The sequence below is a fragment of the Flavobacterium sp. PLA-DH12 genome (assembly GCF_059511845.1).
Window position 1 is genome coordinate 79,300 of the sequence record NZ_JCAMPD010000001.1, and the last position, 13,167, is coordinate 92,466.

The 13,167-nt window shown below is 32.1% G+C and carries 13 protein-coding genes; 5 read left to right on the forward strand and 8 right to left on the reverse strand.

All coding sequences use genetic code 11. The features are described from left to right. Positions 1–4 precede the first annotated feature (4 nt). Entirely contained in the window at positions 5–538 is a 534-nt protein-coding gene (gene msrA, locus AC5ZCW_RS00370) for a peptide-methionine (S)-S-oxide reductase MsrA (protein WP_496117150.1), read from the reverse strand. A gap of 183 nt (positions 539–721) precedes the next feature. Between msrA and AC5ZCW_RS00375 the strand changes: the two genes are divergently transcribed. Further along, positions 722–2,209, forward strand: a complete 1,488-nt coding sequence (locus AC5ZCW_RS00375; protein WP_496117152.1) for an aminotransferase class V-fold PLP-dependent enzyme — start codon at positions 722–724, stop codon at positions 2,207–2,209. Positions 2,210–2,562: 353 nt separating this feature from the next. Here the strand turns inward: AC5ZCW_RS00375 and AC5ZCW_RS00380 are convergent, their stop codons facing one another. From AC5ZCW_RS00380 to AC5ZCW_RS00405, 6 genes are all read right to left on the reverse strand, one after another. Further along, positions 2,563–4,305, reverse strand: coding sequence for an APC family permease (locus tag AC5ZCW_RS00380; protein ID WP_496117154.1), 1,743 nt, complete (start codon positions 4,303–4,305; stop codon positions 2,563–2,565). A 111-nt stretch (positions 4,306–4,416) separates the two neighbouring features. After that, positions 4,417–4,887, reverse strand: coding sequence for a nuclear transport factor 2 family protein (locus tag AC5ZCW_RS00385; RefSeq protein ID WP_496117156.1), 471 nt, complete (start codon positions 4,885–4,887; stop codon positions 4,417–4,419). A 47-nt stretch (positions 4,888–4,934) separates the two neighbouring features. Next, positions 4,935–5,459: a hypothetical protein gene (locus AC5ZCW_RS00390; RefSeq protein WP_343544063.1), complete on the reverse strand. Its 525-nt coding sequence runs from the start codon at positions 5,457–5,459 to the stop codon at positions 4,935–4,937. A gap of 12 nt (positions 5,460–5,471) precedes the next feature. Beyond that, positions 5,472–5,948: a hypothetical protein gene (locus AC5ZCW_RS00395; RefSeq protein ID WP_281632652.1), complete on the reverse strand. Its 477-nt coding sequence runs from the start codon at positions 5,946–5,948 to the stop codon at positions 5,472–5,474. A 6-nt stretch (positions 5,949–5,954) separates the two neighbouring features. Next, positions 5,955–6,632 (reverse strand): peptidoglycan DD-metalloendopeptidase family protein, encoded by a 678-nt coding sequence (locus AC5ZCW_RS00400; RefSeq protein WP_496117159.1) that lies wholly within the window; start codon positions 6,630–6,632, stop codon positions 5,955–5,957. 5 nt (positions 6,633–6,637) lie between these two features. Further along, positions 6,638–7,303: a spermidine synthase gene (locus AC5ZCW_RS00405; protein ID WP_343544065.1), complete on the reverse strand. Its 666-nt coding sequence runs from the start codon at positions 7,301–7,303 to the stop codon at positions 6,638–6,640. Between the two features lie 64 nt (positions 7,304–7,367). Between AC5ZCW_RS00405 and AC5ZCW_RS00410 the strand changes: the two genes are divergently transcribed. After that, positions 7,368–7,919, forward strand: a complete 552-nt coding sequence (locus AC5ZCW_RS00410) for a 1-acyl-sn-glycerol-3-phosphate acyltransferase (RefSeq protein ID WP_343544066.1) — start codon at positions 7,368–7,370, stop codon at positions 7,917–7,919. 84 nt (positions 7,920–8,003) lie between these two features. Here the strand turns inward: AC5ZCW_RS00410 and AC5ZCW_RS00415 are convergent, their stop codons facing one another. Then, entirely contained in the window at positions 8,004–8,459 is a 456-nt protein-coding gene (locus AC5ZCW_RS00415) for a helix-turn-helix domain-containing protein (protein WP_343544067.1), read from the reverse strand. A gap of 312 nt (positions 8,460–8,771) precedes the next feature. Between AC5ZCW_RS00415 and AC5ZCW_RS00420 the strand changes: the two genes are divergently transcribed. From AC5ZCW_RS00420 to AC5ZCW_RS00430, 3 genes are all read left to right on the forward strand, one after another. Continuing rightward, positions 8,772–9,926 carry a M14 family metallopeptidase gene (locus AC5ZCW_RS00420; RefSeq protein ID WP_496117162.1) on the forward strand — a complete coding sequence of 385 codons (1,155 nt, stop codon included), beginning with the start codon at positions 8,772–8,774 and terminating at the stop codon, positions 9,924–9,926. Positions 9,927–10,003: 77 nt separating this feature from the next. Continuing rightward, complete coding sequence (locus AC5ZCW_RS00425) at positions 10,004–10,483, forward strand: Lrp/AsnC family transcriptional regulator (protein WP_008468989.1); 480 nt, start codon at positions 10,004–10,006, stop codon at positions 10,481–10,483. A gap of 91 nt (positions 10,484–10,574) precedes the next feature. Continuing rightward, on the forward strand, positions 10,575–13,160 hold the full coding sequence (locus tag AC5ZCW_RS00430; protein ID WP_496117166.1) for a phosphoenolpyruvate carboxylase: 2,586 nt from the start codon (positions 10,575–10,577) through the stop codon (positions 13,158–13,160). The last annotated feature ends 7 nt before the right edge of the window (positions 13,161–13,167 follow it).

A 13,167-nucleotide genomic window follows, 5' to 3' on the forward strand; every position in this document is an offset into this window, starting at 1 on the left:
ACTTTTATCTAATCAATCGGTCAGCATACATTTTTTTAAGTTTCTGAATTTTCGGATCAATTACAACTTGGCAATATCCAGCTTCTTGATTTTCGTTATAATAATTCTGATGATAATCTTCGGCTTCGTAAAAAACTTCAAAAGGTTTTAATTGCGTTACAATTGGATCTGCGTAAGCCGGCTGCACTTCTTCAAAAACCTTTTCTGCAATCTCTTTTTGAGTGTCATCGTGGTATAAGATTATAGAACGATATTGTGTTCCGCTATCGCCACCCTGACGATTTAAAGTTGTCGGATCATGACTTGTCATGAATATGAAAATTAAGTCATGATATGAAATTATGTCAGGATTAAAAGTCACTTGTATTACTTCGGCATGTCCTGTTCTTCCTGTACATACTTCGCGATAAGCTGGATTTTTGATAAATCCGTCCGAATATCCCGATTTTATTAATTCTACACCTTTTAAACGCTGAATTACAGCTTCTATACACCAAAAACATCCGCCACCAATGGTAGCTACTGATAAATTTCCCATAAATATTACTTTCTTTAAATTTAATGCCTATTAATTCGATAGGATATTATGATAATTTATTAAAAAAAAGTTGTTTTAACTAAAAATACCAAACGGTAATATAGTGTTTGAAGTTTACTATTGATAAATTCGCAATTTTATAAAAAACTATATATATTTGCAGTCAAACACAAGGCACAACTAATGAATAGCAAAAATAGTACCATGACACTGGAAAGTTATTTTCAGGAATTTAGAAAGAATATTGTCGGTATAAATCAAGAATTTACTTCGCCTTATGGCAGAAAATCAATAATTTACACAGATTGGACTGCCAGCGGAAGGTTATATCGTCCGATTGAGGAAAAACTATTAAATCAGTTTGGACCTTTTGTAGCCAATACTCACACTGAAACTACTGTATCAGGTACTGCTATGACAAAAGCATACCATCATGCAAGACATATTATTAAACGTCATGCAAATGCTAACAATGATGATGTTTTAATTACAGATGGAACTGGAATGACTGGAGTCATCAATAAATTCCAGCGTATTTTAGGATTAAAGATTCCTGAAAACTTAAAGAGTTTTACAAATGTTCCAGCTGAGAAAAAGCCAATTGTTTTTATTTCACACATGGAGCACCATTCTAATCAAACTTCTTGGTTAGAGACTATTGCCGATGTGGAAATTATTCCATCTTGTGAAAAAGGTCTTTTTAATTTAGAAAACCTTGAGACTTTATTGGAAAAATATAAAGATAGAACCATAAAAATTGCTTCTATCACAGCATGTTCGAATGTTACTGGCTTGAGAACTCCTTTTCACGAAGCAGCAAAATTAATGCACCAATATAATGGTGTTTGTTTTGTTGATTTTGCTTGTTCAGGCCCTTATGTAGAAATTGATATGCATCCATCAGATCCAGAAACTTATTTGGATGCTGTTTTTATGTCACCTCACAAATTCTTAGGTGGTCCTGGAACTTCTGGAGTTTTAATTTTCAATAAAAAATTATACAAAAATATGATTCCTGATTGTCCTGGCGGAGGAACTGTAAGCTGGACAAATCCGTGGGGAGAACATAAATACATTGATAACATTGAAGATCGTGAAGATGGTGGAACTCCTGGATTTCTACAAGTTATCAAAACTGCTTTGGCAATTGAGCTAAAAGAAGAAATGGGAATTGAAAACATAATGGAGCGTGAGCATGAAATCGTTGATTATGTTTTCTCTGAATTAGAACCAATTTCGAATATTAAAATTTTAGCAGGACAGCACAAAGAACGTCTTGGCGTAGTTTCGTTTTTTATTGATGATCTTCACTTTAATTTAGGAGTTAAAATCTTAAATGATCGTTTTGGAATCCAGACTAGAGGAGGATGCAGTTGTGCAGGAACTTATGGTCATTACTTATTGCATGTTGATCAAGAAACTTCTAATAAATTGGTTAATGAAATTACGATTGGTGATTTAATCAAAAAACCGGGATGGATTAGAATGTCAATTCACCCAACAACAACTGATGAAGAAATTGCTTTTGTTTGTAATAGTATCAAAGAATTGGCTGCAAACCATAAAACTTGGGCTTTAGATTATTCTTACGATAAAAATCGAAATGAGTTTATTCATAAAGATGCAACTTCGTTTGAAGATGAATTAGTCGAAAGCTGGTTTAAATCATAACTTTTGATTGTTTTTTAACGCAGAGTTCGCAAAGGATTTACGCAGAGTTTTGGAAGTTTTTTATCTGGTTGCTGTCAAGACCGCAAAGCTAGCTTTTAAAAGTTTTTTTTCAATGTTTAAAATTTTGACAGAGATAAATTGATCATATTAAACCCGACAGGTTTTCAAAACCTGTCGGGTTTGTTTTTATATTATTCGGTTTTATGTTCTTATGAAAAATATACTTCTAATTTAGCCCCGATAGAAGTGAAAATCCTTTTGTGGTCTCGTTTTTTTTTACGAGACCACAAAAGATTGCAACGGATAGCGGGACTGGGCGTCTTGAAAACACGAATTCTTCTGCTTCTAAAAAATCACATAATCAATCGAACACCACCTAAGTCGGCAACTCGATAAGAAAATTTATTTCCAGGAGAACCAATGAACATAAAGTTTTTTGGAATGTTCCATTTTTGAGAAAGCTCGTCAATTATTTCTGGACCAAATACGCCTTCAATTTCTATAAATTCGATATCGAGTCCGTCGTAAGCACGATCTAAAACTTCCAAATCTTTTTTAAGCGCTTCGTTATCTACAGTGTCTTTTTTGACATGAACAATTTTCAATTTCTTTGTAGTTTCGTTGTCTTCAACATATTGCAAAACTTTATTCAAAATGGTAATGTCGTCACCTTTTGTAAAAAACACAAATTCTTGAGAATTAATCTTGGAGCTTAATTTCTCTAAATAACGATTACTCAATACGACCATTTTGCGAAGAGGCTGATAAAAATATTCTAACGCTTCGATTAATAAACGTATTAAAATAACACGATTTAGCATAATCCAGACAAAGATTAATGCTGGAACCATATACTGCAAGAAAGTATAAAACGAATTGATATTCAGAAGCATATTTCCAAAAAAAGCAGCAATCACAAAAACTACAGCAGTTACAACCGCAATGCCACGCGCACGTTCTGGTCTCGGGAGTTTGTTGCGTTTATACTTTAAAAGCAAATTTCCAATTCCGAAAAGCGCCATTACTGCCAGAAAAGAAAACGTATAAACTCCTGCCAAAGATTCTAAGTGTCCATTTGTAGCAAAAAGAACTGACAAACAAAGAATTAAAAAACTTAAAACGATTCGGTAATGAGATCCTCTTTTGTTTTGCTTTAGAAAGTAGTTAGGTAAAATTCGATCTAACGTCATTCGGTTTAAAAGTCCCGAAACACCAACAAATGAAGTCAGGACAGCTCCACAAAGTACAAGAACAGCATCTATAGAAATTAGCCAAGCTAGCCAAGATCCGCCTGTTGTTTCTCCCAAATGAGCGAGGAGCGATTCTTTGTTTTCGCCTACTTCTGTAAGCGGGATCACACTTATCAATAATATTGCGATTACAGGATTGAAGAAACTTACTATTCCCCACATGTTTCGTAATGTTTTAGGAAAAACACCTTGCTCTTGTTCTTCCACAAAATTGGCAGAACTTTCAAATCCAGAGATTCCAAGCATTGCAGCAGAAAAACCCAGAAAAAGAGCTGTTTTTATACTTCCTGAAGCAATCGGAGTTTGCCAATTGATATGAAATGTGTCTAAGCCATGCATTAAAACAAACCAAACAGATGCCAAAACCAGCAAGGTCAAAGTCCCAATATGAGTCATAAAAATGATAACGGCCACAAATGCAGATTCTCCGATTCCTAAAATGGCTAATCCTGTAAATAAAACCAAAACCACTACTGTGGCCGTGGTAACATTAAGACCTTCAAAAATTCCGTGTAGATAGTGCATACCTTCAGATGCTGAAATTACGGCAGTTGCCATATAAGACAGAACAGTCAAAGTTGCTGCAATAGAAGCCAAACGTTTTGTTGAAGTATTTAATAAAACGTTGTAAGCACCTCCATTTAGAGGAATCGCACCAACTACTTCGGCATAAATTTTTCTAAACAAAAATAAAACTACAGCAACAATCAGAAGAGAAATCCAAGCATATTGTCCTGCATACAAAATGGTTAAGGCCGAAACATAAAGACAAGAAGAACTAATATCGTTTCCGCAGATTGCAGTTGCCTGTAGTTGATTTAATTTTTTGTGTACAATTTCTTTCATCAGCATTTAGAATTAATACTTTTAGTAAAATAATAAGCAACAAAATAATTATAATCGGAGTGAGGCAGATACTCAGGTTTAAATCTAATAAACTTTTTAAGGTATGTAGTTTTATTTATTTTTCTGAAATTGTTGTAATGACGATAAAGCTTGTGCCTGTACTTTTTTCTGGAAAAAACCAGTCCAGCCTAATAAATAACCTGTTAAGCCAAAAGCTTGTTTTGACCATTTCCAAACATCAAAATTATCAGTATGTTTGATGATTAATCCGTCTTGAAAAACAAATTCGGCTGTAATTTTATTGATGACTTTTCTATTGGTTTTACTGAAATTATAGGTTGCTGTCCAATTTGCAGAGCCTGTGAAATCATCAGCTTTTACATTTGAAAATTCAATTTTTAAATTCCCTTTACTCTTTAAAAGCAACATTTCCCACATTTTAGAAACCTGTTCTTCTTTCAACAAACCAAAAGCTGGATCGATAAAATGAACTTTTGGATGATAACATTCGCTCATTGTTTTGGCGTCTGCATTCGCGAAAGCAGTATAGAATTTTGTAATCAAAGCTTCATTTGAATTCATAAAAAAATATTTATGTTAAATATAAGATTTATTATATTAAAAAATCATTACAAAACATTAATTTCTTTAGCTGTATCAAATGTTTTTTTTGACTTATCAAATGCTGTTGAGAAATACTTTACTTTACTATATGCTGTAAAATGTCCAGTTAGATTCCCTGAAATATCTGGTCCACCAGCAATTATAAATCTAATTGCATAAATATCAGTCTTTTTAAGCTTCAACCATTCTGCAGGCGTAAAATAATAGTAGGCAGTTGTTTTACCCTCTGAAGATTCTTTTACATTTTTGTCTGTACATGCAATTACATCGGCATTTGTCAAATCGACGTAGACACCACCAGCAATCTTTGCTTTGTCATTTGCTGTAGAAACAGTTAGTTTTAAAACACCTCCTTTTTCTGTTTTAGCTATTTGAACATTTATTTCGCCAGAATAAGCATATTTTTCGCAGATGAAAGTATATTCTTGTGTTGCAGGATAAGGTGCAGATCCTTTTACACTTATAGTTTGCTGTGCTGAAGCAAGTATTGAAACAAATAATAAAAGAAAAAGTGGCAGTTTAAAATTCATAGGTATCTTAATTTATTGATCGGCTAATTTGGCATCAAATTTCTCATCCCAATCCATAGATTTTATGGCAGAAACAAGATTGTCTTCATTTACAAAAATGCGTAATTCTTTATTGGCAACTTTTTTTGTATACAAAGCATGATAACGGTAAATGACTTCATTTTTGGTTCTGTAAACTCCATCTAATTTTAAATCTATAAAACTTCCGTAGTATTGTCTAAATCTTTGGCAGGTTTTGGTTAAACGTTCTTCCGTTGTATTTTCCATAACCGATTTAGTAACTTCAGTTTCATTAAAAGGCTTAAATTTTGAAGTATTACAAGTTTCTAAAACTCTTTTTCCTAAATCATAAGCTTTACGCTGCTGATTTGCATTTACATCTGCTCCAGAAACTTTTTTTATTTTTAAATCTTCTGTATCTCTGCTTACGGTTTTAGATTTACATCCGATTAATAACAACAAACATATAATCAATCCTGCTTTCTTCATAACTATTTAAGTAATTTTTAATAATAAGTTAGGATCGGGACAATTTTCGATATAAAAGTTAAGGTCGCCTGTATTGCAGACACCAGGATAGTCTCCTTGATAATCACCAATATTGTGAATAATTTGAAAATGGACATGAGGGGCGTAATCTCCATTTACTGAGGCGTTTCCTAAGTTGGCAATCTTTTCACCTTTCTTAAAATAGTCTCCGATCTTTAGATTCTCTATACTTTCTAACGATAAATGTCCGTATAAAGTATAAAATTTTTCATTTTCAACTTTGTGTTCTAGTATAATAGTAGGACCATAATCGCCCAAGCCGACGTTGTTTTTGAAACTATGCACTTTTCCATCTAAAGCTGCAAGTACTGCGGTTCCAGCTTCTGCCCATAAATCTAGTCCGATATGAATATTACGTTCTGGTTTTGAAGCATCCAAAAAAATGGGGCTTCTTTGATATAAAAATCTACCTTCGATATAACCTCCAAAGGCAACTTTGGCATTGTTCTTTTTTAGATAATTTGAAATATACTTTTCAAAATCCTCTGAAGTGTCCAGTTTTTTATCGACCAACTCCTGATTTGAAACGGACAAATTTAGTGGTACATATTCAGAAAGATTAATTGAGGCATCAATAACTTTAGTAGGTGGCAGGGCGTTTAAGATTGAAGAAAGGGGTTTCATAAAATTTAAGCAACTTTGTTTATAATTATTAATTCGTTATGAACTTCAATGCGGGGCAGCATCTTTGTTTTAAACATTTTTGGATTTACTTCGGCAACATATTTTCTATTTCTAACATTGTGCGCTTCGTCTAAAATCATGGTATTGAACAAAACAAAACCTTCGTCTTTTAAAAGTGTGCAAACTCTATCAACGAAAAATTTTTCAAACAAAAAGTTTGGCATATGCGTGTCTTCAAAAATGTCTATTATAATAAGGTTATATTTGTCTTTTGTTTTCAGCACAAATTCAAAAGCATCGTCAATAACAACTTCTAATTGTTTAATTTGATTAAGATTAAAATACTGATTGGCTATTTGAATCATGTCTGGATCAATTTCAACTCCAGTTATTTTTTCCTTGTATGCTATTTCGTCTACTAACGTTTTAACGACACTTCCGCCCGCAACTCCTAATAATAGAATGTGATCCATTTCTACTATTTTATTGTAACCTATATTTCGAAGCCCATACCTTAATATACGCTGTAAGCTTCCATATGAATAATTTGTGTTTTCAGTGTCCAGTACTAATTCCCCGTTTGCCCAAGTAACTTCGATCATTTTACTTCTGGCCGATTTTTTTTTAAATATTTTTATTGGAATTATATAACTGAAAAATTTTCGAATCATTTCTTATGCTTTTACTCAAATTTACCATTAAATCTTTTATTTTGCACCAAATAATAAACCTTTAATGAAAAAACTATTGTACAAATTCATATTTTTCAAGCTAATGGGCTGGAAAATAGTAGGAATCGAAAATGCCGAAGTAAAAAAATGTGTATTGGTGGTGATGCCTCATACGAGTAATCATGACTTTTACATTGGTCTTTTTACTCGCGGTATATCTGGATTGCAGATGAATTTTGTAGCAAAGAAGGAATTATTTAGATTTCCTTTTGGATTTTATTTTCGAAATGTAGGGGGAGAACCGCTAGACCGATCAGGCGGATTGAACAAAGTTGATGCAATTGCCGCAATTTTTGAACGAAAAGAAGTCTTTCGTTTGGCTGTGGCTCCAGAAGGAACTAGAAAAAAAGTGAATGAGCTAAAAACAGGATTTTATTTTATTGCGCTTAAAGCGAAAGTGCCAATTGTTCCTGTTGCTTTTGATTGGGGGAAAAAAGAAGTAAATCTTGGTAAGCCACTTTTGCCAACCGGAAATTATGAAGCCGATTTCGAAATTTTGAAAGAACATTATAAAGGTGTTTTAGGGAAAATCCCTGAAAACGGAATTAAATTGTAATTTCTGAGAATTTTTCCAAATGCGTGAGAATCGCATATTTGAAATTTTTCTGGACAAAGAGTCAAATACGCGCTAATTTTTGAATTATGGAGAATAGGCCTTAAAAGTACCATTTTTATAGAATAAGACTATTTTTTCAATTTCTTTATCTTCCAAACTAAATTTTTCATTTTTTAGAACATGAGATTTTTTGGTTTCTATTTTTTCTTCTTCCGGATTTATTTCTATAGCCGAAAATAAATCATTTCCCATATTCTGATTCGATACGATAGGAGAGGAAGTTTTTTCAATTTCTGTCGTTTCCTCGTTATTGCTTTTAGGAAAAGTTCCTTTTCCTACCAGAATCCAATATAAATCTACATCTGGAAAAACTTCTAGAATTTTCATTACAAAATCTAAGCTTGGCTTATTTCTTCCTGATAAAAGGTGAGACATACTAGAACGTTGCACACCAATTTTATCAGCAAATGCAGATGCGTTTAAACCATAATATTCTAATACAGATTCAAGTCTTTTTACAAAATCATCTATGTTTACCATTGTAAATTCTTGCTTTAAATTTTATCATTTACAAATGTAAACAAAAAGAAGCGGTATTCGAATATTATTGTTTCAATTTTAAATAGAGTTCATTTTTATGTTAAATTTAAAATTGAAATAAATATTTATAATTAACTGAAATTAATGAATTTAGATGCAATATAAAAATTTAAAAAGCTCAATTAAAACAAGTTATCTATAGTAACATCAAATCTCCCTTAAAACTGTTTACAATTCTAAATTTTTAATTTTTCATACTGTTTACAATTGTAAAAATAAAGATGTTTACTTTTGTAAACTAATCGAAACACAATGAATTTAGAACAGCTTTTTACTCAATACAAGGAACAATCTATCTCTGGCAGATATCTCACTTTAGACCATATTAAACCGCTTTTAGATAAACTAAATACAAATGGTCAAGTGCAGATTATTGGCACATCTGTTCTCGGCGAACCTATATATAGTTATCAAGTCGGAACTGGAAAAACTCGTGCTTATCTTTGGTCACAAATGCATGGAAACGAAAGCACAACGACAAAAGCTCTATTTGATTTCATTAACTTATTGAATGATAATACCGATTTTGCAAAGCAAATGCTCGATACTTTTACGTTTTACTGTATACCAATGCTTAATCCAGATGGAGCAAGACTTTATACAAGAGCAAATGCTAATGAAATAGATCTAAATCGTGATTCACAAGATCTTACACAACCAGAAAGTAGAGTGTTACGTGAGGTATTTGAAAAATTTAAACCAGATTTCTGTTTTAATCTACACGATCAGCGTACAATATTTGGAGCAGGCTCAACTGGAAAACCTGCAACAGTATCTTTTTTGGCTCCTTCTTATAATGAAGAAAGAGAAGTAAATGACAATAGATTAAAAGCTATAAATGTAATTGCTGGAATCAATGAAGAACTTCAAAAATATATTCCAGGTCAAGTTGGACGTTTTGATGACTCCTTCAATATTAATTGTATAGGAGACACTTTTCAATTTTTAGGTGTGCCAACTATACTATTTGAGGCAGGACACTTTCCTGGGGATTATGAGCGCGAAATTACTAGAAAATTCATATTTTTCGCGTTAATTCAGAGCTTCAAACTGATATCCGAAAACGATTTAGTTGATAATAGATTTGGTGAATATTTGAATATTTCACAAAATAATGTCGTTTTTTATGATTTTATGTATAAAAATGTCAAAATAAATTATGATGGTATCGAAATTATTACGAATTTTGTCGCACAATACAAAGAAGAATTAATCGAAAATAAGATTCATTTTAACGCTTACATTGTTGAAGTAGGCGAGTTGGAAAATTATTTTGGTCACTACGAATACGACGCAAAAGGCGCAGAATATTCGGACGATTTCCAAAACTTTCCTAAAACGGGTCAAAAAGCAAATTTTTATTTAAATAAAAATGTTAAATTTGTTAACGGATTAATAAAAAGTTAATTTTTATGTGAATTTGTTGTTTTTTATATATAATTTTATACTTTGTAATAGCAATTAGTAATATTAATTAAACAATTATGAGTAAATTTCGTTTAGATGAAGTAGATCACCAGATTTTAGATATGTTAATAGACAATACGAGAGTTCCGTTTACTGACATTGCAAAAAAACTATTGATATCTGCTGGTACAGTACACGTTAGAGTTAAAAAGATGGAAGATGCCGGTATCATCATGGGATCTTCATTAGCCTTAGATTACGATAAATTAGGTTATTCATTTATTGCTTATGTTGGGGTTTTCCTTAATAATACATCTCAGACTAAATTTGTATTAGAGCGAATCAATCAAATTCCATTCGTAACTGTAGCTTCTGTAACTACAGGGAAATTCAACATCTTTTGCAAAATTAGAGCAAAAGACACTAAACACGCGAAAGAAGTTATCTTTATGATTGACGATATTGATGGTGTTTACAGAACAGAAACTATGATTTCATTAGAGGAAAGTATAAACGATAAGAAGCGTTTGATGCATACTATTTTCAAAAATATGTAATAACTTTTCTTGAATGCTATATTAAAATATACCTCAAGTTTATTCTTGGGGTTTTTTTATGACTAATTAACCAACCAACTATAACACGATTATGTATACGTTGCCGAAAATTGAACGTTTTAATCAAGACGTTCTCTCAAAATACCACATTTATAATAGTGTTTTTATAACATTACCTTTTGATTCTATAGATAATACGGGAGTTTTACTTCCTTTATTTACAGAAACTTGCGAAACGGGCTTTAAAAAACAGGAAACACCAAAAGAAATTGTAGATTTCTTCTCAAATAAATTCTTAAACAACGTTTCTGAAGATGAAAAAATCGATTTAATGTTTCGATTTATTCAATATATAGAGCGCCAAATTGTATTGTTTGACGCCATTGAAGACGCTGCTTTCCCAGAGGTTAACAACATGGAAGGACGCGGATCTCTTCGTGACATTAAAGAGAAATCTGATGCAAAAGAGAAAGATGATGAATTGATCGAATTTCTTGAAAGCTTTAATGTTCGTACAGTTTTAACAGCACACCCAACTCAATTTTATCCTGGACCAGTTTTAGGAATTATCAATGACTTGACAGAAGCGATTCGTAAAAATGATCTTTTAGAGATTAAACAATTACTAGCTCAGTTAGGAAAAACACCTTTTATTCAGAAAGAAAAGCCAAATCCTTACGACGAAGCTGTAAGTTTAATTTGGTATCTAGAGAATGTGTTTTATGCTACAGCTGGAGAAATTGTTCATTATTTACAGAAAAATATTTTACAAGGAAATCCAATTGAGAACCAATTAATCAAACTAGGATTTTGGCCAGGAGGTGATCGTGATGGAAATCCTTTTGTTACTACAGATATAACACTTAAAGTTGCAGATCGTTTGCGTACTTCAATTTTAAAGTGCTATTATGTAGAAATGAGAAATTTAAAACGTAAACTAACTTTCTCAGGTGTAGATGATTTGGTTGCAGAACTTGAACATAAACTTTATCGTTCAGTATTTTATTCTAAAGGAGATATTTTTATCACATTAGAGGAATTATTAACACAACTGAACAAAATTCGAAGTATAATTATTGAGAAACATCAATCTTTATATTTGGATGAATTGGACGCGCTTCTAGTAAAAATTAATTTATTCGGATTCCATTTTGCAACTTTAGATATTCGTCAGAATAGTAAAATCCACAATGCAGTTTTCAAAGATGTTGTAAACTATTATTTGAATTCTGGTTCTGATGTTTTTCCGAAAAATTATTTCGAATTGACAGAAGATCAAAAAATTGATGTTTTATCGAAAGTTAAAGGCAATCTGAATCCTGCAGATTTTGAAAGTGAAATTACAAGATACACTTTAGAGTCTGTACAAGCAATTAAAACCATTCAGCAAAATAATGGCGAAGAAGGAGCAAATCGTTATATCATTAGTAATAACGAAAGTGCCTTGAATGTAATGGAAACTTTCGCTATGATTCGTTTGAATAATTGGGAAAAACCAACTGTAGATATTATTCCGCTTTTTGAATCTGTAGATGATTTGCAAAATGCGCATTCTATAATGGAGCAGTTGTATACCAATCCAGAATATGCTAAACATTTGAAATCTAGAGGAAACAAACAAACAATTATGCTTGGATTCTCTGACGGAACTAAAGATGGTGGTTATTTAATGGCGAACTGGAGTATTTATCAAGCTAAAATTTCATTGACAAAAATCTCTAGAGAATACGGAATTAAAGCTATTTTCTTTGATGGACGTGGCGGGCCTCCTGCTCGTGGCGGTGGAAAAACACATAAATTCTATGCTTCTCTTGGGCCAAAAATTGAAAACAACGAAATTCAGATTACAGTGCAAGGACAAACAATCAGTTCTAATTTTGGAACTTTAGATTCTTGCCGTTATAATATCGAGAACTTATTAAGTGCAGGTGTTACCAATCAAGTTTTTAGCAAAGAGAAAAATGAACTGACTGCAGATGAAACTCAAATCTTGACAGATTTAGCTAATTTGGGGTATGATAAATATTTAAGTTTCAAAAATCACCCGAAATTTATTCCGTACTTAGAAAAAATGAGTACGCTGAAATATTATTCAAAAACTAACATTGGAAGCCGCCCTTCTAAAAGAAGTAAATCTGAATCATTAGATTTTGCTGATTTAAGAGCAATTCCGTTTGTAGGTTCATGGAGCCAGTTGAAACAAAATGTACCAGGATTCTTTGGAGTTGGTTCAGCTTTAAAACATTTTGAGGAATCTGGACAATGGGATAAAGTAAGTGATTTGTATCATAATTCATTATTTTTCAAAACATTGCTTGAAAACAGTATGATGTCATTAGCAAAATCTTTCTTGCCATTGACAGCTTATATGAAAAATGATCCTGAGTTTGGTGAATTCTGGCAGATTATCTATGATGAGTTCTCAGAAACAAAACGTCTTTTATTGAAAATTGCTGGGCACAAAACGTTGATGGAAAATTATCCTGATGGTATTGCATCGATTCAGATTAGGGAGCGTATTGTTTTACCGTTATTGACTATTCAGCAATATGCTTTATTGAGAATTAACGAATTAAACAAAGCTGAAGTTCCTAATGAAGAATTAGTTAAAGTTTACGAAAAAATCGTAACAAGATCATTATTTGGAAATACAAACGCAAGTAGAAATTCAGCTTAAAATATAA